This window comes from Actinosynnema sp. NPDC037264 (assembly GCF_055603705.1).
This window is the reverse complement of record NZ_JBVJVK010000033.1, coordinates 1-21,679: the sequence shown is the minus strand read 5'-3', so window position 1 is coordinate 21,679 and position 21,679 is coordinate 1. Positions and strand designations below refer to the sequence as shown.

23 protein-coding genes are annotated in these 21,679 nt (G+C 72.5%); 9 read left to right on the top strand and 14 right to left on the bottom strand.

All coding sequences use genetic code 11. The annotated features are described in order from the left end of the window. Positions 1-8 precede the first annotated feature (8 nt). The 3 genes from ACZ7GX_RS29140 to ACZ7GX_RS29130 are packed head-to-tail and all read left to right on the top strand — an operon-like array spanning position 9 to position 2,887. Complete coding sequence (locus ACZ7GX_RS29140; RefSeq protein ID WP_498781235.1) at positions 9-1,178, top strand: cytochrome P450; 1,170 nt, start codon at positions 9-11, stop codon at positions 1,176-1,178. 12 nt (positions 1,179-1,190) lie between these two features. Continuing rightward, positions 1,191-2,117, top strand: coding sequence for an ATP-binding cassette domain-containing protein (locus tag ACZ7GX_RS29135; RefSeq protein ID WP_498781234.1), 927 nt, complete (start codon positions 1,191-1,193; stop codon positions 2,115-2,117). Further along, the gene (locus ACZ7GX_RS29130; protein WP_498781233.1) at positions 2,114-2,887 is read left to right on the top strand and encodes an ABC transporter permease; all 774 of its coding nucleotides are present in this window, start codon (positions 2,114-2,116) and stop codon (positions 2,885-2,887) included. Before ACZ7GX_RS29135 ends, ACZ7GX_RS29130 begins: the two co-directional genes overlap by 4 nt. Before the next feature lie 103 nt (positions 2,888-2,990). On the opposite strand, the gene ACZ7GX_RS29125 is transcribed toward ACZ7GX_RS29130, so the two are convergent. Further along, on the bottom strand, positions 2,991-3,533 hold the full coding sequence (locus ACZ7GX_RS29125; RefSeq protein ID WP_498781232.1) for a peroxiredoxin-like family protein: 543 nt from the start codon (positions 3,531-3,533) through the stop codon (positions 2,991-2,993). 74 nt (positions 3,534-3,607) lie between these two features. On the opposite strand from ACZ7GX_RS29125, the gene ACZ7GX_RS29120 reads away from it, so the two are divergent. Continuing rightward, positions 3,608-4,021 carry a TetR/AcrR family transcriptional regulator gene (locus tag ACZ7GX_RS29120; RefSeq protein WP_498781230.1) on the top strand — a complete coding sequence of 138 codons (414 nt, stop codon included), beginning with the start codon at positions 3,608-3,610 and terminating at the stop codon, positions 4,019-4,021. After that, complete coding sequence (locus ACZ7GX_RS29115) at positions 3,946-4,266, top strand: TetR/AcrR family transcriptional regulator C-terminal domain-containing protein (protein ID WP_498781229.1); 321 nt, start codon at positions 3,946-3,948, stop codon at positions 4,264-4,266. The genes ACZ7GX_RS29120 and ACZ7GX_RS29115 overlap by 76 nt, the downstream gene beginning before the upstream one ends. A 216-nt stretch (positions 4,267-4,482) precedes the next feature. Here ACZ7GX_RS29115 and ACZ7GX_RS29110 read toward each other — a convergent pair whose 3' ends face one another. The 3 genes from ACZ7GX_RS29110 to ACZ7GX_RS29100 form a co-directional block, all read right to left on the bottom strand. Further along, positions 4,483-4,794: a hypothetical protein gene (locus ACZ7GX_RS29110; protein ID WP_230569898.1), complete on the bottom strand. Its 312-nt coding sequence runs from the start codon at positions 4,792-4,794 to the stop codon at positions 4,483-4,485. After that, on the bottom strand, positions 4,778-5,017 hold the full coding sequence (locus tag ACZ7GX_RS29105; RefSeq protein ID WP_498781227.1) for a DUF397 domain-containing protein: 240 nt from the start codon (positions 5,015-5,017) through the stop codon (positions 4,778-4,780). The genes ACZ7GX_RS29110 and ACZ7GX_RS29105 overlap by 17 nt, the downstream gene beginning before the upstream one ends. Before the next feature lie 129 nt (positions 5,018-5,146). Further along, on the bottom strand, positions 5,147-6,022 hold the full coding sequence (locus ACZ7GX_RS29100) for a Sco1979 family transcriptional regulator (protein ID WP_498781225.1): 876 nt from the start codon (positions 6,020-6,022) through the stop codon (positions 5,147-5,149). Positions 6,023-6,235: 213 nt separating this feature from the next. Between ACZ7GX_RS29100 and ACZ7GX_RS29095 the strand changes: the two genes are divergently transcribed. Further along, on the top strand, positions 6,236-7,069 hold the full coding sequence (locus ACZ7GX_RS29095; protein WP_498781223.1) for an SAM-dependent methyltransferase: 834 nt from the start codon (positions 6,236-6,238) through the stop codon (positions 7,067-7,069). 65 nt (positions 7,070-7,134) lie between these two features. On the opposite strand, the gene ACZ7GX_RS29090 is transcribed toward ACZ7GX_RS29095, so the two are convergent. The 4 genes from ACZ7GX_RS29090 to ACZ7GX_RS29075 are packed head-to-tail and all read right to left on the bottom strand — an operon-like array spanning position 7,135 to position 9,907. Next, positions 7,135-7,941, bottom strand: coding sequence for an alpha/beta fold hydrolase (locus ACZ7GX_RS29090; RefSeq protein ID WP_498781221.1), 807 nt, complete (start codon positions 7,939-7,941; stop codon positions 7,135-7,137). Between the two features lie 15 nt (positions 7,942-7,956). Then, positions 7,957-8,613 carry a DUF998 domain-containing protein gene (locus tag ACZ7GX_RS29085; protein ID WP_498781220.1) on the bottom strand — a complete coding sequence of 219 codons (657 nt, stop codon included), beginning with the start codon at positions 8,611-8,613 and terminating at the stop codon, positions 7,957-7,959. Further along, entirely contained in the window at positions 8,610-9,320 is a 711-nt protein-coding gene (locus ACZ7GX_RS29080; RefSeq protein WP_498781218.1) for an SRPBCC family protein, read from the bottom strand. The genes ACZ7GX_RS29085 and ACZ7GX_RS29080 overlap by 4 nt, the downstream gene beginning before the upstream one ends. A gap of 2 nt (positions 9,321-9,322) precedes the next feature. Then, complete coding sequence (locus ACZ7GX_RS29075) at positions 9,323-9,907, bottom strand: ArsR/SmtB family transcription factor (protein WP_498781216.1); 585 nt, start codon at positions 9,905-9,907, stop codon at positions 9,323-9,325. 122 nt (positions 9,908-10,029) lie between these two features. Here ACZ7GX_RS29075 and ACZ7GX_RS29070 point away from each other — a divergent pair, with 122 nt between their 5' ends. Beyond that, positions 10,030-10,737, top strand: a complete 708-nt coding sequence (locus ACZ7GX_RS29070; RefSeq protein WP_498781215.1) for a DUF2306 domain-containing protein — start codon at positions 10,030-10,032, stop codon at positions 10,735-10,737. On the opposite strand, the gene ACZ7GX_RS29065 is transcribed toward ACZ7GX_RS29070, so the two are convergent. The 3 genes from ACZ7GX_RS29065 to ACZ7GX_RS29055 form a co-directional block, all read right to left on the bottom strand. After that, positions 10,711-11,202, bottom strand: coding sequence for a methylated-DNA--[protein]-cysteine S-methyltransferase (locus tag ACZ7GX_RS29065; protein ID WP_498781213.1), 492 nt, complete (start codon positions 11,200-11,202; stop codon positions 10,711-10,713). The genes ACZ7GX_RS29070 and ACZ7GX_RS29065 overlap by 27 nt on opposite strands. 15 nt (positions 11,203-11,217) lie before the next feature. Then, on the bottom strand, positions 11,218-12,678 hold the full coding sequence (locus ACZ7GX_RS29060) for an AlkA N-terminal domain-containing protein (protein ID WP_498781212.1): 1,461 nt from the start codon (positions 12,676-12,678) through the stop codon (positions 11,218-11,220). Positions 12,679-12,815: 137 nt separating this feature from the next. Continuing rightward, positions 12,816-12,980: a hypothetical protein gene (locus ACZ7GX_RS29055; protein WP_498781210.1), complete on the bottom strand. Its 165-nt coding sequence runs from the start codon at positions 12,978-12,980 to the stop codon at positions 12,816-12,818. A 351-nt stretch (positions 12,981-13,331) separates the two neighbouring features. On the opposite strand from ACZ7GX_RS29055, the gene ACZ7GX_RS29050 reads away from it, so the two are divergent. Together ACZ7GX_RS29050 and ACZ7GX_RS29045 are read left to right on the top strand one after the other, a co-directional pair. Beyond that, positions 13,332-17,354, top strand: coding sequence for an nSTAND1 domain-containing NTPase (locus ACZ7GX_RS29050; protein WP_498781208.1), 4,023 nt, complete (start codon positions 13,332-13,334; stop codon positions 17,352-17,354). Between the two features lie 207 nt (positions 17,355-17,561). After that, complete coding sequence (locus ACZ7GX_RS29045; protein ID WP_498781206.1) at positions 17,562-18,035, top strand: DUF2165 domain-containing protein; 474 nt, start codon at positions 17,562-17,564, stop codon at positions 18,033-18,035. A 70-nt stretch (positions 18,036-18,105) separates the two neighbouring features. Here the strand turns inward: ACZ7GX_RS29045 and ACZ7GX_RS29040 are convergent, their stop codons facing one another. From ACZ7GX_RS29040 to ACZ7GX_RS29030, 3 genes are all read right to left on the bottom strand, one after another. Beyond that, entirely contained in the window at positions 18,106-19,554 is a 1,449-nt protein-coding gene (locus tag ACZ7GX_RS29040) for a carboxylesterase/lipase family protein (RefSeq protein ID WP_498781204.1), read from the bottom strand. Positions 19,555-19,629: 75 nt separating this feature from the next. After that, entirely contained in the window at positions 19,630-20,205 is a 576-nt protein-coding gene (locus tag ACZ7GX_RS29035; RefSeq protein ID WP_498781203.1) for a TetR/AcrR family transcriptional regulator, read from the bottom strand. Between the two features lie 71 nt (positions 20,206-20,276). Further along, positions 20,277-21,679 (bottom strand): helix-turn-helix transcriptional regulator (locus tag ACZ7GX_RS29030; RefSeq protein WP_498781202.1); only part of this gene is annotated, 1,403 nt, incomplete at its 5' end.

Below are 21,679 nucleotides of genomic sequence, written 5' to 3'. Positions count from 1 at the left end.
CAACGACAATGTGGGACACCAACCCGCAGCAGTTCTGGCTGCGCGGAGAACGACCCGAGCACGCGGTCGAGTACGACGAGCAGCTCGGCTTCTGGAACGTCTACGGCCACCCCGAGTCCGTCGAGGTCCTCGGCGACTGGGCCCGGTTCTCGTCCGACACCACGCGGCTGTTCCCGGTGGACGACGCGTCGCTGACCGAGGGCAACATCATCCAGATCGACCCGCCGGAGCACCGCCAACTGCGCCGCCTGGTCAGCCACGCGTTCACGCCGAAGGTCGTCGCCGACCTCGAACCGCGCATCACCGAGCTCACCGGCGAACTGCTCGACGACGTCAGCGGCGACGACTTCGAGCTGGTCCGCGACCTCGCCTACCCGCTGCCGGTGATCGTGATCGCCGAACTGCTCGGCGTGCCGAGCAGCGACCGCGACCTGTTCAAGGTGTGGGTCGACAAGATGTTCGAGAGCACCAACCAGTTCTCGCTCAAGGACGACCAGGCCAAGCAGCGCGAAGAGCTGCGCGACAGCGTGGAGGCCATCCGGCCGCTGATGGACTACCTGGGCGAGCACGCCGCGCAGTGCCGCCGCTCGCCGCGCCCCGGCCTGCTCAACGACCTCGTCCAGGCCGAAGTGGACGGTGAGCGCCTGACCGACGCGCAGGTGGTGAACTTCGCGGCCGTCCTGCTGGTGGCGGGCCACATCACCACCACGATGCTGCTCGGCAACACCGTGCTGGCCCTCGACGCGCACCCGGACCAGTTCGAGGAGGTCCGCCGGGACCGCGCGCTGATCCCGGCCGCGATCGAGGAGTCGCTGAGGTTCCTCACCCCGTTCGCGGTGCTCGCCCGGGTCACGAACAAGCCCGAGACGCTCGGCGGCGTCGAGATCCCCGCCGACCAGCTGCTGATGCTGTGGGTCGGCGCGGCCAACCGGGACGCGCGCCAGTTCGCGAACCCCGACGTCCTCGACGTCACCCGCTACCCCAACCCCCACCTGGGCTTCGGCCGCGGCGTGCACTTCTGCCTCGGCGCGCCGCTGGCGCGGCTGGAGGGGCGGCTCGCGCTGGACGTCCTGCTCGACCGCTTCCCGAAGCTGCGCACGGACCCCGACCGGCGGCCGACGTTCATGCCGTCGCCGAACCTCACCGGCGTGCGGTCCCTGCCGCTGCTCACCGACTAGAAGGAGACGACCATGGCGATCACCGCCACCGGTCTGCGCAAGTCCTACGGCGACCACGTCGTGCTCGACGGCCTCGACCTGCGGGTCGAGCCGGGCACGGTGTTCGCCCTGCTCGGGCCCAACGGCGCGGGCAAGACCACGACCGTGCAGATCCTGTCGACCCTCATCACCGCCGACGGCGGCCGGGCGGAGGTCGCGGGCCACGACCTCGCCCGCGACCCGGCCGGCGTCCGCGAGGCCATCGGCGTCACCGGCCAGTTCTCCGCCGTGGACAACCTGCTCACCGGCGAGGAGAACCTCCGGCTCATGGCGGACCTCGCCCACCTGGACCGCCGGGACGGACGACGCCGCACCGCCCGGCTGCTGGAGCAGTTCGACCTCCTCGAGGCGGCGAAGAAGCCCGTCTCCACCTACTCCGGCGGCATGCGCCGACGCCTCGACCTGGCGATGACGCTGGTCGGCGGGCCAAAGCTGATCTTCCTCGACGAGCCGACCACCGGCCTCGACCCGCGCAGCAGGCACGCCATGTGGCAGGTCATCCGCGGCCTGGTCGCCGACGGCGTCACGATCTTCCTCACCACCCAGTACCTGGAGGAGGCCGACGAGCTCGCCAACCGGATCGCCGTGCTCAACGGCGGCCGGCTCGTCGCCGAGGGCACCGCGGCCGAGCTGAAGCGGCTGATCCCGGGCGGGCACGTGCGGCTGCGCTTCGCCGACGCGCACACGCTCGACCTCGCCGCCAAGGCGATCGGCGACGCCACCCGCGACGACGAGGGCCTGACCCTCGACGTGCCCGGCGACGGTGGCGTGCACCAGTTGCGGGCCCTGCTCGACCGGCTCGACGACGCCGCGGTCGACGTGCAGGACCTGTCCGTGCACACGCCGGACCTCGACGACGTCTTCTTCGCCCTGACCACCGAGAGGACCGTGCTGCGATGAGCACCATGGCCATCCGCGACACCACCACCATGCTGCGCCGCAACCTGCGGCACATGCAGCGCTTCCCGATGATGTCGATCGGCACGATCGGCATGCCGGTGGTGATGATGCTGCTGTTCGTGCACGTCTTCGGCGGCTCGCTCGACACCACGATCGCCGGCGGCGCGTCCTACGTCGACTACCTGGTGCCCGGCATCCTGGTGATGGCCGTCGGCGCCGGCGCCGCGTGGACGTCGGTGAACATCAACACCGACATGGGCGAGGGCATCATCGCCCGGTTCCGCACCATGGCGATCTCCCGCTACTCGGTGCTGACCGGGCAGGCGCTGAGCAGCCTGCTCAACACCGTCCTCAGCCTGGCGCTGGTGGTGGGGGTGGCCCTGCTCAACGGGTTCCGCCCGTCGGCGGGCCTCGCCGGCTGGCTCGCCGCGGCCGGGCTGCTGGTGCTCATCGCGTTCGCGTTCACCTGGCTGGGCATCGCGTTCGGCATGGGCGCGAAGACGGTGGCCGGCGCCAACAGCTCCGCGCTGCCGCTGCAGTTCCTGCCGTTCGTCAGCAGCGCGTTCGTGCCGACCGACTCGATGTCGAGCGGGCTGGCGTGGTTCGCCGAGCACCAGCCGTTCACGCCGATCACCGACACCCTGCGCGGGCTGCTCATCGGCACGCCGATCGGCGACAGCGGGTACTGGGCGGTCGGCTGGTGCCTCGTCCTCAGCGCCGTCGGGTACGCGAGGGCCCGGGTCCTGTTCAACCGCGACCCGTCGCGCTGAGCCCTGGTCCGACGAGGCCCCGCCCTGGCCGACGGGCGGGGCCTCGTCGTTGATCGAACGCGTGTTCGATCCGTCCACAACTGGGGACAACCCTGTGGACAACTCAGTTCTTGCTGGTCAGAGCCTGTGCATGGGTGAGCAGTTCGTCCACCGACCACTGGTCGTACGCGTGTTGTCCACGCTTCTCCGCGACGACCTCGCCGTCCGGCGCGATGAGGAAGTCGGCGGGCAGGCCGAGCCGCCCGCCCTCCGGCTTGGGCAGCGGGCGCCGACCGCGCAGCACCGGGCCGAGGTCGCGCACGACGCCGCGCACGATCGCGCCCCACGCGCGCGGGTCGAGCACCGAGCGCGGCGCGGACTCCACGCCGAACTCCACGTACAGCCGCTTCTCCGGGTCGCCGACCACGGCGAACGGCAGGTCCGCGGCGTGCGGGCGCAGCTCGGCCGCCGAGGAGTGGAACACGACCACCTCGGTGACGCCGTGCGCGGTGATCTCGTCGTGCCGCTGGACGATCGACCGCAGGTGCAGGTTGCACACCGGGCAGCCGGCGAAGCGGCGGAACTGCAGGTGGACCAGGTTGCGCGGGTCGGGCACCCGCACCGTGCCACCGAGCACGGCTTCCCACTCACGTGCGCTGACCTTCACGGCATCCCCCTCGACGTAAGCGTGCGGTGTACGCCTACGCAAGTTATGCGCGTAACTTGTACGCTGTCAAGGCGATGCCCCGCCCCAAGTCGTTGACCAGATCCGCGCTCGCCGCCGCCACGCTCGCCGTCCTGGACCGGGACGGGCTGGCGGCGTTGTCGATGCGCGCCGTCGCCGCCGAGCTCGGCATGGGCACGATGTCGCTGTACCGGTACGTCGCCGACCGCGACGAGCTGGAAGCGCTCGCGGTCGAGCAGGCGATGTCCGGAGTGGACACCGTGCCGCCGAAGGCGTTGTGGGACAAGCAGCTCGCGGTCCTGGTCGAACGGGTCCGGGGGGGGGGGGGGGAGCCCCCCCCCCCCCCCCCCCCCGCCCCCCTCCCCCCCCCCCCCCCCCCCCCCACCCCAACGCCGTGCCGCTCACGATGGCGCACCGCCACCGGTGCCCGAGCCTGCTGCGCTGGGCGGAGGCCGTGCTGGTGGTGCTGACCGAGGCCGGGTTCACCGGGGAGCAGCGGGTCTTCGCCCTGCGCGCGCTGCTGAGCTACCTCATCGGCGCGACCGAGACCGAGCACCGCAGCCCGCTGTCGGGCCTGGGCACCGACGCGATGTCCCGGATGGGCGAGGAGTACCCGCTCCTGGCCGAGACCGCGGGCACCGCCCGGGTGATCCCGCCGGACATCGAGTTCCGCCGCGGCCTGGACGTGGTGCTGAGCGGCCTGCGCCGCCCGTGAACCGCCACCCCCGCCCGGGGAGTGGCCAGTGCGGAGGCCGAAGCCGACCTCGGCCTCCGCACCGACCGCGACGAACACGGAGTTGCGCTCCGAGCGTGGTGTCGACGCCTTGTCCGGCGCGGAGTCGACTCCCGCTGCGTCTCCAGGTCAGGTTCGCCGGTGAGAGGGCTCTCCCCTCTCGTCCCGTCCACCACCGCGGATGTGGACGGGAAGCCTTCACGCGGTCCGCTCGTCCTCGTCGGGCAGGTCGAGCAGCTCTTCGAGCACGTGCGTGGCCGGACCGCGACGGCGCCACGAGAAACGGCTCGGCGACAGGACGTTCACCTCGTCGGCGGGCATCCGCATCGCCACCGCGTCGTCCTCGTTGTGCAGTCGCACGACGTCGATCACCGCGTCGTGCGCCCGCACCCCCACCACCGCCGCCAGTTCTCCCCTGGCGTCGCGAGGGTGGAGGAACTGGAACCCCCGCGCGATCAACTCGCGAAGCTGGAACGTCGTCCGCGAGGGGTGGTCAGTCGACGAGGTCATCGAACTCCCCGTCCCGGGCCCCGGCCACGAACGCGGCCATCTCCGCTCGCGTGTAGACGAGCGCGGGGCCTTCGGGGAACCGGGAGTTGCGCATCGCGATCTCGCCGCCGTCGACCACGGCGAACTCGACGCAGTTGCCGATCGCGTCGCTGTAGGAGCTCTTGGTCCACGTGACGCCGTTCAGGTCGGCCGCGGACATGCCGTTGTGAACCTTGGTGGCCATCGACTCACCTTCCGAGCCAGAGATGCATCTGCACGTGCATCCGGTTGTGCACGGACCGTAGCACCGGCCGGTGCACGGGTAAATGCACGTGCAGATGCAGAGCGTGAATCCCACCCGGTCGGACGACAACTAAAGCTCAGCTCGCCGTTTTGCGAGCATTTGTCGACTCCGGTCCGGCGTCTCGGCGTCCACCGTGAGGCGGTCGAAGACCCGGCTGTAGATCTCCAGCTCTTCGAGTTTGTCCAGGTAGAGGGCACCGGCGAGGTGTTCGAGGTACACGATGTCCGGCAGGTCGGGCTCGCCGAACCGCAACATCGCGAAGGGACCCTTCGCCGCGTAACCGGCCAAGGGAAATGGCACTACCTGCAGAGTGACGGGCCCGTCTTTGGTCACGCTGAGCAAGTGGTCGAGCTGATTGATCAGGACTTCGCGGCCACCGATCGCCCGGTAGAGCACCGATTCGTCGATCACCGCCCACACCCTCGGGGCGCCCGGCCGGGACAGGATCCTCTGCCGCTGCATCCGCAACGACACCCGCCGCCGCACGTCGGGCGTCACCAGCTCCGGCCGGCCGTGGCTCGCGATGGCCATCGCGTAGTCCTCGGTCTGCAACAGGCCGGGCACGAACTGCGTCTCGTAGATCAGGATCCGCGACGCCGCCTCCTCCAGGCCGACGAAGTCGTGGAACCAGTCGGGCATCAGGTCGGTGTAGCGGTGCCACCAGCCCGGCGAGTTGGACCGGCGGACCATGTCGAGGAACTTCGCCCGCTCGCCCGCGTCGTCGACCCCGTACATGGTCAGCAGGTCGTTCACGTCGCGCTCTTTCAGCCCGACACGCCCGAGCTCCATCCGGCTGATCTTCGACTCCGAGCCGCGGATGGCGTAGCCCGCGTCCGCCCGGGTGATCTCCGACGCCTCGCGCAGGCGGCGCAGCTGGGCGCCGAGCACGATGCGCAGCGCGGTGGGACCGCTGTCCCGCTCCGGCGTGGATTCGTCCGCCGCCATAGCCGATCCTCCCGCCCGTCGTGCCCGTCCCACCCGAACAGCGGTTGCGCCCGAGGAGGGCCTACTCGCATCGTCACTGAACGTACACCCATGATCTTGCCCGGTCAGATGCACGAGGCTCACTCGCGCGTTGAGCCCATACCCTTACGCTGACCGGACTGTGACGCGGTGCACACAACATCACTCCCACCCCCGTAATGCGAGGTCACCACAATGCCGGGTACGTCCTCGGACGCCGCCGCCCCCGTCTACATCGACACCACCAAGGCCAGCATCGCCAGGGTCTACGACGCGTTCCTCAACGGCAAGGACAACTACGAGATCGACCGCGAGGTGCTGCGTCGCGTGCAGCAGATCGCGCCCGAGGCGGCCACCCTCGCGGTGGACAACCGCAGCTTCCTGATCCGCGCCACCCGGTTCGTCGCGAGCCAGACGGGCATCAACCAGTTCCTCGACTGCGGGTCCGGTCTGCCGACCGCGGAGAACACCCACCAAGTGGCCCAGCGGGTCAACCCGGATGCCCGAGTCGTGTACGTCGACAACGACCCGGTGGTACTGGCGCACGGCCGCGCGCTGCTCGAGGAGAACGACCGGACGCACTTCTCGGCCGCCGACATCTTCAAGCCTCGCGAGATCCTCAACGACGAGGTCGTGCGCAAGCACATCGACTTCACCGAGCCGCTCGCGCTGTTCCAGATGGGCACGCTGCACCACTACAACGGCGACGCGCCGACGTCGGCCGAGATCATGGCCGAGTACATCGACGCGCTGCCGTCCGGCTCGTACGTGGCGATCTCCCACTTCCTCGACCCGGAGACCGAGGAGCACTCCGCCATCGCACGGCGCATGGAGGAGACGTTCCTGCACTCGCCGATGGGCAGCGGGCGGTTCATCACCAGGCGTGAGATGCACGAGCTGTTCCACGGCTTGGAGCTGGTCGAGCCGGGGCTGGTGATCTGCGCGGACTGGTGGCCGGACGGGCCGCGGCTCAAGGAGCTCGACTCGGTGAGCTACTGCATCGCGGGCGCGGTGGGCCGCAAGCCCTGAAGCCGTCGCGCGCGACGGTGGTGGACGAGGAAGTCCTCGCCCACCACCAGGTTCCGCGCGCCCGCTCAGCCCTCGCCGCGGTGGAAGAAGTCGACGAGTGCCGGGACCGTCGCCTTGGGCTTGACCATGTGGGTCTGTCCCGGCAGGACGGTCAGCTCGCCGTGCGGCAGCGCCGACGCCAGGTGCCGCTGCGCGTTGCGCATGTACTCCGGGCTCTTGCCACCGGCGATCACCAGCGCGGGCGCGTCCGCGCGCGACCACCGGTCGGCGGGCGGCGGCGTCCCCCGCTGGAACTCGCCGACCAGCGCGAAGTCGTTCGGCAACGTGTGCGCGACGCCCTTGAGCTTCTTCCACGGTGGCATGAGCCGGAGGACCGCGACGACGAGGCCCGGTGTGCCGACGTACCGCATGAACAGCGTGACCGCGTCGCCCCGGCGCCCTTCCGCGACCGCGCGAGCCACGCGGGCCGGCAGGTCTTCGGGCATCGGCTCGTGCGTGCCGTCGACGATCATCGGCGACTCGTAGATCGCGATCCGCTCGGCGGCGACGCCCCGGTGCGCGGCCTCGGCGACCAGAGTGCCGCCGGAGGACATGCCGAACAGGTGCGCCGACCCGCCCGCCTCCTCGATCAGCGCGGCGATGTCCTCGACCTCGCGCCCGACCTCGTGCGGCGCGGTGCCGCCGCCGCTCTCGCCCCGGCCGCGGCGGTCGTAGGTGTAGACGGTGAAGTGCTCGGACAACGCCTCGGCCAACGCCGTCGAGGGGCCGAAGGCCCGGTAGCACAGCGCGCCGTCCACGATGATCAACGCCGGCCCGGACCCGATGCGCGTGAAGGCGATCGCGGTGCCGTCCTTCGAAACGACCTGTCCCATGATGTGCCCGTCCCCTCAGATCCCGGAGCGCAGCTTCGCCGCGACGGCGGACGCCCACAACCAACCCACCACGGCGCCGCCGTACAGCAGGACCGTGCCGAACCCCGTGCCCAGGAAGGGCATCGGCGCGAGCGACAGCACACCCGCGACCACGCTCGCCCGCGCCCACGGCCCGGTGAGCTTCCGCGCCAGCACGAAGAACGACGCGACCAGCGCGGGGAACGCGAGGAAGAACGCCACGCCGTGCAGCACGCCGTGCCACGAGAGCGCCGCCGCCTGGCCTTCCGGCGCGCCGGCCGGGAAGCCGAACGCCGGGTCGGCCACGAACACGCCGCCGCCGACCATGCCGACCGCGAAGACCCCGATGAGGACCGGCGCCCACCGGCCGACCGCGCCCGTGCGGTGCGCGCCGACCGCGGCGGCCAGGAACAGCAGCCCGGTGAGGACGAAGTTCGCGATCTGGAGCCAACCGCCCTCGCCCAGGGAGAGGAAGCTGAACGGGTGGCGGGTCGGGTCGAAGCCCTCGCGGGTGAACGCCTGGGCGAAGCCGGTGACGAGGTAGAGCGGGCCGGCCAGGACGCCGCAGCCGAGCAGGAGCCTGGTGGTCTGGGTGCGGGCGCCGGTGCGGGCGCCGGCGCCGGTGCTGGTGTCGTTGTGCCGCAGGGTGGTCATGCCAGGTCTCCCATCCAGGTCGACCAGGTCCGCTCGTCGCGGTGGTCGTCGGCGAACACGTGGTGCATGGCGATCAGGGCGCCGGGGTGTCCCTGGAAGAAGCGGTACATCGCGTGCTCCGTGCGGATGCCGACGGTCTGGGAGTTCGCGAAGTAGACGACGCCGTCGTCCAGGTCGACGCGGTCCCCGGTCTTCGGCGCGCCGTCGAGGCCGAGCTTGCGGCCGAGGCGGGGCCACATCGCGGGCCAGTCCGCGACGGGCGGCCCCATGACCGTGACGGGTCGGGCGGTGCGCCCGGCGAAGTGGCGGAGGTAGGTGACGAGGGTCTGCCAGAACATCTCGCCGCCCGCCGTCATGGCCTCGAACTCGTCCTCCCAGTCGTCGCCGGGCAGGAAACCGCTCGCGACCATGCGCAGGACCGTGCTGCCCCGCTCGCGGCCCTCGACCAGGAACTCGTAGGCCATGAACCGGCCGTCCGGGGCCGGGTCGCCGCCGTAGGCGAGGTGCTTGCCGGGTTCCCAGGCGGTGATCCGGTGGGTCGGCTCGTACCCGCCGAACGCCTGCCGGACGACCTCGCCCGGCTCGACCTCGTTGGCGCCCATGAACCAGGAGTCGATGCCGGGACCGGTGGCGATGGCCTCCCAGACCTGCTCCGGCGTGACGCCGTCCAGCTCGACCTCGTTGACGCCTTCGAACGCGTGACCCATTGTCACTCCTTCGGGATGCTGGGGTGGACCGCGACGACGACGCGGTGCGGGCGTCCGCCGGTGGCGGCTTCGTCGTGGTACTTGGCGACCAGGGTCGTGACGGCGGTGGCCAGCTCCTCGGCGAACGCCGCGCGGTCGGCGGCGGTGGCGAAGCGGACCTCGCCGTCCAGCGCGAAGGTGGCGACCTTCTTGTCGGCCTTGGCGGCGCCGGTGAGGAGGTTGCCGACGTCGCGGACCAGCCGCGCGGCGACGGCCAGGAGCCAGCGGGCCGACAGGCGGTCGGGCGCGCGTTCCGGGTCGGGTTGGACGGCGGCGAGCGCCGTGGGCGAGATGACGTAGGACGCGGCGGTGGCGCGCATGACCCGTTCGGTCATGTTGCCCTTGCGGCGTTCCTCGGCCAGCTCCACCAGCCCGTGCTGCTCCAGGGTGCGCAGGTGGTAGTTGACCTTCTGGCGGGGCAGGCCGATCCTCGCCGCCAGCATGGTCGCCGAGCTCGGCTCGGCCAACTCGGCCAACAACCTCGCCCGCACCGGGTCCAACGAGACCTCGGCCGTCGCCGGGTCCTCGATCACTGCCACGTCAAGCATGGGCCAACCCTCTCACCGACAACTTCTTCTGTCAAGACAACTTCTCTTGTCGGTTCCGGTGGGAGGGGTGGTGGTGCGCGGTTGGTGCGGGGGTGGTGCGCGGTGGTGGGGAGGGTGGGGGCATGGGGAAGACGAAGTGGTTCCGGCGGCCTTGGGTGGCGCCGTTCGCGTTCTTGGTGTTGGTGTTCGTGGCGTTCTCGTTGCCGCCGTACTTGACGTTGGACCCGGCGTTGTCACGGGTGCCGGAGCCGCCCGCGCACCCGTGGCACTTCCCGGTGCTGGTGGCGCACGTGGTGTTCGGGTCCGTGGCGATCCTGACCTGCGTGGTGCAGGTCTGGCCCTGGTTCCGGCAGCGGTACCCGGTGGCGCACCGGCGGGTCGGCCGGGTCTACGTGCTCGGCGGGGTGCTGCCGGCCGGGGTGACGGCGCTGGCCATCGGCGCGGTGTCGCCGTTCGGGCCGCTCAACCAGGCGGGCAACGTGCTGATGGGCTCGCTGTGGCTGGTGTTCACCGCGGTGGGGTTCCGGATGGCCCGGCAACGCCGGTTCGTCGACCACCGCCGGTGGATGATCCGCAGCTTCGCGCTCACCGCGTCGATCATGACCAACCGGATCTGGGGGGTCGTCGCGACGATCACGCTCTCGCCACAGCTCGACACGACGTTCGGCGGCAGCGAGGTGGCCCTGCTGCAGGCGATCTCCGGGATGGCCGCGTGGCTCGGCTGGGTGATCCCGCTGCTGGTGGCCGAGTGGTGGCTGGAGCGGGGCGACGCCCGCAAGCGCCGCGCCCGCCGCGCGGACAGGTCAGATCGGCAGCCGGTAGTCGTCTGAGCCCTGCTCGAAGTCGAGCAGCTGCCGCTTGCGCTCCAGCCCGCCGCCGTACCCGGTGAGGTCGCCGTTCGCGCCGACCACCCGGTGGCACGGCACGATGATCCCGATCGGGTTGCGGCCGTTGGCCAGCCCGACCGCCCGCGCGGCCGACGGCCGGCCGAGCCGCTGGGCCAGTTCCCCGTACGTCACGGTCTCGCCGTACGGGATCTCGGCCAACGCCCGCCACACGGTCCGCTGGAACGGCGTCCCGATCGGGTCCAACGGCAGGTCGAACGCCGTGCGCGTGCCGGCGAAGTACTCGGCCAGCTGCACGACCACGTCCCCGAAGGGCGAGGGGTCCTCCGGGCCGAACGCGTCGTCCGCCGGCCGGTATCGCTGCCCGGTCATGTACAGGCCCGACAGCACGTCGCCGTGCGCGACCAGTGTGAGCGGTCCGACGGGGCTGTCGACGGTGGTGTGGCTCATCGGTGCGAGGTCCTTTCAGGCGGGCAGCCGGTTGACCGCGTGGTCACCGGTGGCCCAGAGGTACTGGACGGCGTAGGCGCGCCAAGGGCGCCACGCCTGGGCTCGCCGCACGAGGGCGGCGGGGGTGTCGGGCAGGCCGAGGGCACGGGCGGCGACGCGGATGCCCAGGTCGGTCGGGGTGAACGCGTCCGGGTCGCCGAGCGCCCGCATCGCGATCACCTCGACCGTCCACGGCCCGAACCCGGGCAGCGCCAGCAGGTCCGCGCGGGCCTTCGCCCAGTCCGCGCCGACGCCGAGGTCGATCGCGCCGCCGGACAGCGCCTCGACCAGCGCGCGGAACGCGGTCCGGCGCGCCTGCGGCACGGCCAGCACGGCGGGGTCCAACGCCGCCAGCGCCTCCGGCGTCGGGAACAGGTGCGTCAGCCCGCCGTCCGCGATCGGGTCGCCCGCCGCGCGCACCAGCCGACCGGCGTGCGTGCGGGCGGCGGCCGTGGACACCTGCTGCCCGAGCACGGCGCGCACCGCGAACTCGGCGGCGTCGACGGTGCCCGGCACGCGCCGTCCCGGGCCCGCGTCGACCACGGGCGCGAGCAGCGGGTCCGAGCGCAGCTGCTCGTCCACCGCGACCGGGTCGGCGTCGAGGTCGAGCATCCGGCGGCACCGGGCGATGGCGATCGACAGGTCGCGCAGGTCGCTCAGCGCCAGCTTGCACGCCACGTGGTCCTCCTGCGGCGTCAACGACACCACGCCGTGGCCGCGCGGCAGCCGCAGCGTCCGCCGGTACGCGCCGTCGCGCCACTCCTCCACCCCCGGCACGGCGGTCGCGGCGAGGTGGCCGAACAGGTTGTCCGGCCGCAGCGGCGCGCGGAACGGCAGCCGCAGCGACAGCACGCCCGGCGTGTCGGGCGCGGGGGGCCGCCTGCGGGTGCGCAGGTCGGTCGGCGACAGCGCGAACACCTCGCGCACCGTCTCGTTGAACGCGCGCACGCTGGCGAACCCGGCCGCCGGCGCGACCTCAGCCATCGGCAGCGCGGTCGTCTCGATGAGCAGCCGGGCGGTCTGCGCGCGTTGCGCCCTGGCCAGCGCCAACGGCCCCGCGCCGAGCTCGGCCAGCAGCAGCCGCTCGACCTGCCGCACGCTGTAGCCGAGGCGGACGGCGAGGCCGGGCACGCCTTCCCGGTCCACCACGCCGTCGGCGATCAACCGCATCGCCTTCGCCACCGAGTCGGCGCGGTGGTTCCACAACGGCGAACCGGGCGACGCGTCGGGCCGGCACCTCTTGCACGCCCGGAATCCCGCTTGTTGCGCCGCCGCCGCGCTCGGGTAGAACCGCATGTTCTCGACCTTGGGCGGCGCCACCGGACAACTCGGCCGACAATAGATCCGGGTGGTCAGGACCGCGGTGAAGAACCACCCGTCGAACCGGGCGTCTTTCGACCGCACGGCCCGGACACAACGTTCCGCGTCTTCGTGCACGACACCAGCATCGGTCAAAGCGGGGGCCCGTGGCCGGCGGAAATGCGACATGGTGGAAAACGCCGCCGGGCCGGTCGCGCCGCACCGCGCTGTGCGGCGCTCCCGGAGGGCGGCGACGCCCTTCGGCCGGACACCGACTAGCTGTGCGCCGGGGCGGCGAGGCGGGCCAGCAGGTCCAGCCTCACCTCGGCCCCGTCGCGGCCGTGCGCGTCGAGCACCGTCCTCAGGATCGGGCAGACCCGTGCTTCACCGGGGACTCCCCGGTCCTCACGGGCCGTGACCGGCTGACGGGTGGTCCGCACCGGGTCAACTCCGGTCGGCGCGGCAGGTCGCCGCGCCGTTCCACCGAGCGGGTCGGTTCGGCGCGCATCGCTGAGAAGACCCCCAGGACCCCTCAGCGACGATCGAGCCGCCACTCGCGGTAGTTGCCTGCGAAACCACTTTGACCGGTCCCTTCGCACAACTTGTCGACGTCACCGGAACGTCCCGCTCAGCTTGTCAGCGCAAGTCGTTAGGGTGGACCGAGAAGAGCACCACCGGTCGACAAACGGCCTGTTCACGCGCTCACACCCGGTTTTCCGGTCCGGAACACCGGACCTCTAGGAGGCACGCCGCGGATGGCTGGTTCCGGTCAGGGGTCAGGTCCCCGTGCCGTGTTCGCGGAGCGGTTCGCACTGCTCTACGCGGAGGCGGGCGATCCACCTCTGAAGAAGGTGACCGAGTCGGTCGGCCGCGCGCGGCGCGCCGACGAGCGCGGCAGACCGATCCGGGCGACCGCGCAACGGGTCAGCGACTGGCGTCGTGGCCGCAACGTGCCCGCCCGGTTCTCGGCACTCTCGGTAGTACTTGAAATTTTGATCGGTGAGGCCAGGAAGTCACGTCCGCAGCCGCCGGTGGCCGGGTTGTACGACCTCGACGCGTGGCGCGCGCTGTGGGAGGAGGCGCTGGCCAGCCCGGTGTCCTCGCCCGACGACGAGGACCCGCCGAGCTCCGACGAGATCGGTGTGTGCCCTTATCGGGGATTGGCCGCGTTCCAACCCGAGGATTCCGGTTGGTTCTTCGGGCGGGAACGCAGCACGGCCGCGCTGGTGTCCCGGTTGGGCAATGCCGCGGATACCGGCGGAATCGTGATGCTGGTCGGCGCCTCGGGTGCCGGAAAATCGTCGCTGGTGCGCGCCGGGGTCATTCCGTCCATTCGTGCCGGCGCGTTGGGCGTGGCCGGCTCGACGAATTGGCCGTCGGTCGTCATAACGCCCGGCGCGGACCCGGTGAAGGAATTGATCCGGCAGGTCCCGGAATTGGCCGAGATCCTGGACATGGCGCTCACCCTGGACGGGATGGACCAGGACCTGGTGGCCTCCGGGCACGGTCCGGACACGTTCCTCGGGCAGACCCTGATGGGCGTGCTGCGGTTCGCCGCGCAGATCCGGGCGGCGTTCGCGGCGTACGCGGCGCGGCACGGCGGCGAGCGGGTGGTGGTCGTGGTCGACCAGTTCGAGGAGGCGTTCACGCTGTCCTCGGACGAGAACCGGTTGCAGGTGTTCGTCCAGGCGCTGCACGTGGCGTGCACGCCCGCGGCGCCCGGCGGCACGCCGCCCGCGCTGGTGCTGGTCGGCGTGCGGGCCGACTTCTACGGCCGCTGCCTGGCGTTCCCGGAGCTGGCCGACGCGTTGCAGGACCGGCAGATGGTGCTCGGCCCGATGACGTCGGCGGAGCTGCGCGAGGCGGTGTCGCGGCCCGCGAAGGCGGCCGGCCTGCAACTGGAGCCCGGGCTGATCGAGCTGATGCTGCGCGACCTCGGCGTGCGCAGCGGGCGCGCGCAGGCGCGGGCGGGTCAGGGCGCGTACGACGCGGGCGCGTTGCCGCTGCTGTCGCACGCCCTGCTGGCCACCTGGCAGCGCCGCGCCGCGGGCAAGCTGACCATCTCCGGCTACCGCTCGGCGGGCGGCATCCAGGGCGCGGTCGCGGCCACCGCGGAACGGGCGTGGGCCGACCTCGCGCCGGAGGCGCAGCAGGCCGCGCGGCCGTTGTTGCTGCGGTTGGTGCGCGTCGGCGAGGACACCCAGGACACCCGCCGCCGCTCGACCCGGCACGAGCTGGTCGAGCAGGCCGCGAACCGGGCCGCGGGCGAGGAGGCGCTGGAGGTGCTGGCGCGGGCCCGGCTGGTCACGCTCGACGCGGGTTCCGTGGAGATCACGCACGAGGCCCTGCTGCAGGCGTGGCCCCGGCTGCGCAGCTGGATCGACCAGGACCGGGAGGGCCAGCTGCTGCGGCAGCGGCTGGAGGAGGACGCGGCGACGTGGGCGGCCCAGGACCGCGACCCGTCGCTGCTCTACCGGGGCGCGCGGCTGGAGACCGCGCGGCACTGGGCGGACGCGGCGGGCCCCGAAGGGCTGACCGGCACCGCCCAGGACTTCCTCGCCGTGTCGATGCAGTACCGCAGGCGCGCCGCGTGGGGCAGGCGGGCGGCCGTGGCCTGCGTGGCCGTGCTCGCGCTCATCGCCGCGACCGCCGCCGTGCTGGCCGTGCGGCAGCGCGACGACGCGGTGTTCCGCCAGGTCGTGGCCGAGGCGGACCGGTTGCAGGAGTCCGACCCGTCGCTGTCGGCGCAGCTGGCCCTGGTGGCGCACCGGATGCGGCCCGACGACCGGGACGTGCAGACCCGGCTGCTGTCCACGCAGACGACGCCGCTGGCGGTGCCGCTGATCGGGCACACCGGCCCGGTGTACCTCACCTCCTACTCGCCGGACGGGAAGTTCCTGGCCACCGCGAGCTTCGACCAGACCGTGCGGCTGTGGGACCTGCGCGACCCGGACGACCCCAAGCCGCTCGGCTCGCCGCTGCCCGGGCACCGCGGCTGGGTCACCTCGGCGGTGTTCAGCCCGGACGGCAGGACGCTGGCCACGGCGGGCGACGACACCACCGTGCGGCTGTGGGACGTCAGCGACCCGGAACGCCCGCGCTCGCTCGGCGAGCCGTTGCGCGGCGACAACGGCACCATCTACCTGGTGGCGTTCACCCCGGACTCCCGCACGCTGGTCACCGCCAACGCCGACCACACGGCGCGGCTGTGGGACGTGAGCCACCCGACCGACCCGCGGCGGCTGGGCGACCCGCTGCGCGCGCACACCGACCAGGTGCGCGCGGTCGCGATCAGCCCGGACGGCGCGCTGCTGGCCACCGCCGGCGACGACGGGACCGTGGTGCTGTTCGACGTGCGCGACCCCCGCGACCCCCGGCGCGTCGGCGAGCCGATCACCGGGTTCGACAACACCGTGCACTCGCTGGCGTTCAGCCCGGACAGCCGCCTGCTGGCGGGCGGCAGCGAGGACCACACCGTGCAGCTGTTCGACGTGGCGGCCCCGGCGTCGCCGCGGCCGGTGGGACGGCCGCTGACCGACCACGCCGAGGGCGTGTGGTCGGTGGCGTTCAGCCCGGACGGCCGGGTGCTCGCGGCGTCCGGCGCGGACGGCACGACGCGGCTGTGGAACATCACCGACCCGGCGCACGCCACCACCCTCGGCCGGCCGATGACCGGCCGCAACGGCATCGTCTACGCGGTGTCGTTCAGCCCGGACGGCCGCACCCTGGCCACCGGCAGCCACGACTCGGTGGTGCGGCTGTGGTCCCTGCCGCACAGCGTGCTCATCGGGCACTCGGCGCGCACCATCGGGCCCCGCTTCACCCCCGACGACCACCACCTGCTGTCGGCCAGCGAGGACGGGACGATCCGGGTGTGGGACACCAGCGACCCGCGCCGGCCGACGTCGCCGACCGTGCTCTCGCACGGCGGTGGCGTGTGGTCGCTGGCGTTGAGCGAGGACGGCCGGACGCTGGCCAGCGTGAGCGACAAGACCGTGCGGCTGTGGGACCTCACCGACCCGCACGACCCCAGACCGCTCGGCGAGCCGATCGGGGTGGGCACCCGCTACAGCTCGCCGGTGGCGTTCCGACCCGACGCGAAGGTCCTCGTCACCGGTTCCGACGACAGCTCCGTGCAGCTGTGGGACCTCGGCGACCCGGAGCACCCGAAGCCGCTGGGAGGCGCGCTCGTCGGCCACGGCGGGTACGTGCACTACGTCGGGTTCACGCCGGACGGCAAGACGCTGATCACGGCGAGCGCGGACAAGACCGTGCGGCTGTGGGACGTGACCGACCCGGCCACCGCCCAGCCGATCGGGCACCCGCTGAGCGGGCACAGCCTGGCGGTGCGCGCGGGCGACATCAGCCCGGACGGCCGGACCCTGGCCACCGCGAGCGACGACGGCACGGTCCGGCTGTGGGACCTGACCGTGCCCAACCGGGTCAAGCAGCTCGGCCAGCCGCTGACCGGTCACGTCGAGGCGGTGGTGACCGTGGCGTTCAGCCCGGACGGGCGGACCCTGGCCAGCGGCGCCGAGGACCGCACGATCCGGCTGTGGGACGTGCACGACCTCCAGCGGCCCGTCCCCGTCGGCCAGGTGCTGACCGGGCACGACGGCGGGTTGCGGGACGTCGTGTTCAGCCCGGACGGCCGCCGGCTCGCGTCCACCAGCTCCGACAGCACGGTCCGGGTGTGGGACCTCGACCTGCCGCACGTGATCGGGCGGCTCTGCCTCAAGACCAAGGGCGTGCTGCCGGAGGAGCGGTGGGCCGAGCACCTGCCGCAGCTGGAGTACGAGCCGCCCTGCCCCTGAGCGACGTCCACCCCGAACCTCCGAGTGGTCCAGACCGCATCCGGGACGTGGGCGTTCCCTCCCGGGCGACCACCCGCGCCGACCTGCCGGTTCGACGTGCTCCCGGGCCCGGCGCGGACCCGGCGCGGGCCGGTGGAAGTGAAATCCGCTCATGGACTTCCGGTCGATCGTGACTACGTTCTACAGATCATGCGTTTACTTGCCGGGGTGGGGAGCCTGAAGGCGGCGATCACCGCGCTGACCGGGATCACCGCGCTCTACATGGGTCTGGTGGTGTTCGGGAACATCACCGACTACGAGACCAACCACGCGTTCGTCCAGCACGTGTTCGCGATGGACACCACGTTCGGCTCGCCCACCACGACGTGGCGCGCGATCACGAACCCGACCGTCGTGACCGCGGCGTACGTGCTGATCATCACCTGGGAGGCGGTCACCGCGCTGGTGCTGCTGGCCGGCCTGGTGGCCTGGCTGCGCCGCCGCGAGGAGGTGGCGCGCCGGCTGTCGTCCACGGGCTGGGTGATGCAGGCGCTGCTGTTCGGTGGCGGTTTCATCGCGATCGGCGGCGAGTGGTTCGTGATGTGGCAGTCCAAGGACTGGAACGGGTTGTCGGCCGCGTTCCAGAACTTCGTGATCGCCGCGCTCGGCCTCGTCCTGCTGCACGCGGGCAAGCGCGACTGACCTTCCCCCCCGTCCGCACCCCGGACCGGAGGCCGCCTCCCCTCGTGGCGGTCTCCGGTCCGGCGGTCCCCTACTCGTCCTCCCAGAAGTCCAGCCGGTGCTCGGCCCGGTAGTCCACACCGGTGATCGCGTCCGGCACGAGCGACTGCACGTGCCGCCCCTCGGTGAACGCGGGCCAGTGCGGCAGGCCGTGCGCGCCGTCGCCGTTCGGGTCACCGGTGCGGGCGAACTCCGTCCAGTACCGGATCATCGCGTCCGACAGGTCGCGCCGGGGACCCGCCAACTCCTCCTCCGGGAACAGGTAGCCGATGTCGGTGCTGTGGCTCGCGCCCTGCTCGGAGGCCGCCGGGTCGGCGAACTCGAACGCGAACGTGGGCGTGTGCGCGGACAGCAGCTCGTGCTGCCGGAACGTCGGTCGCGCCCACACGCGGTCGGTCAGCACCGCCGCCCACGCCCGGCTCGGGCTCTCGAACGCGCTCAACGGGTACTCCCGCTCCACCTCGGCCGCGCGGTCGCCGAACGCCGCCGCGAGCAGCCGCGGGTAGTCCTCGGCCGCGACCGGGCCGCGGAAGATCTCCACGATGCCGCGGTGCTCGTGCCGCGTGTTGCCGGCCAGCACGGGCACCTTCGCGATGTCGCCGGCGGCGAACGCCTCGACGGGCAGCGCCGGCAGGTCCTCGTTGCCGTACCCGAAGGGCTGGAAGATGTTCATCACCTGCGGGTGGTCCAGCAGCCGCTCGGCGGGCAGGCCGCGCAGGCAGTCGACGTCCGCGCAGCCGAGCTCGGCGGCGACCCCCTGCCCGATGCCCTCGATCTCGGCCGTGTCCCGCCAGGCCAGCCACGGCAGCGCGCCCAGGTCCGGGTACCACGCCTCCGCGGGCAGGTCGACCAGCGCGAACCCGCTGTGCATGATCGCCTTGTGGAACAGGCCGCGCGACTTCGGCGAGATCAGGTGCGCGGCGGTGGCCGACGCGCCGTAGGAGACGCCGAACAGCGTGACGTTGCCCGGGTCGCCGCCGAAGCCCGCGACGTTGCGCCTGACCCACTCCAGCGCGGCGCGCTGGTCCTGCAGGCCGAACGCGCCGGAGCCCGCCAGGCCCGGCAGGCCGAAGCCGCCGAACACGCCGAGCCGGTAGTTGAGCGTCACGACCACCACGTCGCCCTTGGTGGCCAGCGCGGCGGCGTCGAAGTGGTGGCCCGCGCCGATCGCGCCGTCGCCGTGCACCCAGACCATGACCGGCCTGCGGCCCGTGGTGGACGGCGTGGTGACGTTGAGGAACAGGCAGTCCTCGTCGGTCGCCTTGGTGTCCGAGTAGGACGAGCCGACCTGCGGGCACGGGTTGCCCGGCTCGGTGGCGTCCCTGGTCCCGTCCCAGTCCGCCGCCGGCCGCGGCGACCGCCAGCGCAGCTCGCCCTTCGGCGGCGCCGCGTACGGGATGCCTTGGAAGACGGTGTGGTCGGCGTGCGCGACGCCGCGCACCTCGCCGTTCTCCACCTTCGCGATGTCGCGTGGTCCCACGTCGTTCCCCCCGCATGCCGTCACGACCAGGGCGGTCGTCGCCGTGATCAGTGCTCGCGTCCCCCGACGCATGGGTCACCCCCTCGTGGTGGCGAGCTCCACCGCGGTGACGAGCTCGCGTTCGCAGAGGTCGAGGTCGACCTCCGGGTGATCGGCCGCCCTGGCCAGCACCCCGTTGCGCAGGGCCAGGACGAAGATCGCCATGGTGTCCGCGTCGAACCCGCGGAACTCGCCGCGCCGCTGCCCCTCCCGGAGCAGGTCGGCCATCGCGCGGTGGTCGTCGTCGGCGGTGTCCACCTCGGACACGTGCGGGCGGACCTGTGCCAACGCCACCATGTGGGCCCGGTGGGCGCGCATGAACCGCAGGTTGGCGCTCAGGAACGCCCGCAGCTCGCCGGCCGCGGTGGCGCTGTGGTCCATCCGCTCCAGCACGAACGCGGCGAACGTCCGCCTGACCTGCGCGTAGACCTCGTCCACCAGTTCCTGCTTGCCCTTGAAGTGGTACGAGATCAGGCCCGTGCTGCTCAGGCCCGCGCGGGCGGCGATCTGCTTGAACGAGGTCGCCCCGTAGCCGAGCTCGGCCAGCGCCTCGATCGCCGCGGCGACGATCTGCGCCCGTCGTGCCTGCTCGGTCACGGACTTTGCTCGCATGAGCAAAAGTTAGCACGGCTGAGCAAGATCGTGCGCGGTCGCGTGGAAACCGCAGGTCAGGTCGGGTGCGATCAGCCGACGATCTGGCGGAGCTGGTCCAGCAGCTCCGCCCGGCTGGTGCAGCCCAGCCGCTGGCGGATGCGCGCCACGTGGTGCTCGACCGTCTTCGCCGAGATGAACAGGCGGTCGCCGACCTGCTTGTAGGTCAGCCCGCCGACGACCAGCTCGGCCACCTCGCGCTCGCGGTCGCTGAGCTTGCCCGCGTCGGCCTCCACCGCCGGTTCGGGCTGCTTGCGCGCGGTCGTGGCGGTGCGCCCCTGGAGCAGTCGCGCGCAGTCCAGGAGCCGCACCATCGCCTGGCGGTCCGACGTCCTGATCGCGGCCTGGCCGGCGAGCCTGGCCGCGTCCCACCACTGGCCGACGGCCTGCAGGCCGCGCGCGGACTCCTCGACCTGGTCGGCGTCCACCTTGCCCGCCACCACGTCGAGCCAGCTCTCCGCCGCCGCCGACACGATCCCGGCGTACCGGCTGCGGTCCCGGCACGCGGCCAGTGACGCCGCGTGCTCCTCGGCGACGGACGTCTCCTCGGCGATGATCGCCGCGTGCAGCGCGCTCCAGTGCAGCGGCACGGCCCAGAGGCTCGGCTCACCCAAGTCCCGCAACACCTCCCGCGCGGCGGTGAGGTGCGGCGCGAGCCGGTGCTGGTCGCGCAGCCGCGCGGCGGCGGTGGCGAACTCGCCGAGCGGCAGGAACGTGAACAGGTCCACGGGGTGCCTCAGCACCGCCTCGTGCGCCTGCTCCCACGTCCGCTTCAACGTCGCCAGGTCGCTGTTGCGCCGCGCGACGCCGATCTCCAGCGCCACCGCGAACAGCCAGTCCCGCGGTTCCAGCGGGCGGCCGACCTTCCGCAGCGCCACCAGCGCTTCCCTGGCCTGCGCGAGGTTGCCGCGCTGCATCGCGATCCACGCCCGCAGCAACCGGTGCCGCACGACCATCAGCGCGCCGCCCGACGACGTCGCCATCGCCCGGTCCAGCACCGATTCCGCGACGCCCGGCTCGCCGCTGTGCAGCGCCACCAGCGCGGCCAGCGCGGCGGGCGTGTCCGGCAGCAGCACGGCCCGCCCGGCCGGTTCGAGCAACCCGGCCGCACGCACCAAAGTGGACAGTGCCGTGGTCGCGGACGACGTCACCGACTCCACCACGCCTTGCGCCATCAGGGAAGCGCCGCCGTCGAGCATGGTCGGCGGCGCGACGGGCAGCGGCTCGGTCGGCAGCCGTCCCGTGCCGACCTGGCCGATGACCGCGAACGCCGAGGACGTCGAGCTCGGCGACCACCGGTGCAGCTCCGTGCCGCGGGCCAGCTGGCCCCGGTGCGCCAGCGCGATCGCGGCCACCTCCGCCGCCGCGCCGCGGTGCTCGACGTCGCCGCCGGAGATCACCTGGTCCGCGAGCCGCATCGCCGCGTCGAGGTCGC

What these genes read in the sequence shown, in the direction of transcription:
- ACZ7GX_RS29140 (WP_498781235.1), top strand. Translation starts at nt 9, where the DNA reads ATGTGGGACACCAACCCGCAGCAGTTCTGGCTGCGCGGAGAACGACCC.
- ACZ7GX_RS29135 (WP_498781234.1), top strand. Translation starts at nt 1,191, where the DNA reads ATGGCGATCACCGCCACCGGTCTGCGCAAGTCCTACGGCGACCACGTC.
- ACZ7GX_RS29130 (WP_498781233.1), top strand. Translation starts at nt 2,114, where the DNA reads ATGAGCACCATGGCCATCCGCGACACCACCACCATGCTGCGCCGCAAC.
- ACZ7GX_RS29120 (WP_498781230.1), top strand. Translation starts at nt 3,608, where the DNA reads ATGCCCCGCCCCAAGTCGTTGACCAGATCCGCGCTCGCCGCCGCCACG.
- ACZ7GX_RS29110 (WP_230569898.1), bottom strand. Translation starts at nt 4,794, where the DNA reads ATGACCTCGTCGACTGACCACCCCTCGCGGACGACGTTCCAGCTTCGC.
- ACZ7GX_RS29105 (WP_498781227.1), bottom strand. Translation starts at nt 5,017, where the DNA reads ATGGCCACCAAGGTTCACAACGGCATGTCCGCGGCCGACCTGAACGGC.
- ACZ7GX_RS29100 (WP_498781225.1), bottom strand. Translation starts at nt 6,022, where the DNA reads ATGGCGGCGGACGAATCCACGCCGGAGCGGGACAGCGGTCCCACCGCG.
- ACZ7GX_RS29095 (WP_498781223.1), top strand. Translation starts at nt 6,236, where the DNA reads ATGCCGGGTACGTCCTCGGACGCCGCCGCCCCCGTCTACATCGACACC.
- ACZ7GX_RS29090 (WP_498781221.1), bottom strand. Translation starts at nt 7,941, where the DNA reads ATGGGACAGGTCGTTTCGAAGGACGGCACCGCGATCGCCTTCACGCGC.
- ACZ7GX_RS29085 (WP_498781220.1), bottom strand. Translation starts at nt 8,613, where the DNA reads ATGACCACCCTGCGGCACAACGACACCAGCACCGGCGCCGGCGCCCGC.
- ACZ7GX_RS29080 (WP_498781218.1), bottom strand. Translation starts at nt 9,320, where the DNA reads ATGGGTCACGCGTTCGAAGGCGTCAACGAGGTCGAGCTGGACGGCGTC.
- ACZ7GX_RS29075 (WP_498781216.1), bottom strand. Translation starts at nt 9,907, where the DNA reads ATGCTTGACGTGGCAGTGATCGAGGACCCGGCGACGGCCGAGGTCTCG.
- ACZ7GX_RS29070 (WP_498781215.1), top strand. Translation starts at nt 10,030, where the DNA reads ATGGGGAAGACGAAGTGGTTCCGGCGGCCTTGGGTGGCGCCGTTCGCG.
- ACZ7GX_RS29065 (WP_498781213.1), bottom strand. Translation starts at nt 11,202, where the DNA reads ATGAGCCACACCACCGTCGACAGCCCCGTCGGACCGCTCACACTGGTC.
- ACZ7GX_RS29035 (WP_498781203.1), bottom strand. Translation starts at nt 20,205, where the DNA reads ATGCGAGCAAAGTCCGTGACCGAGCAGGCACGACGGGCGCAGATCGTC.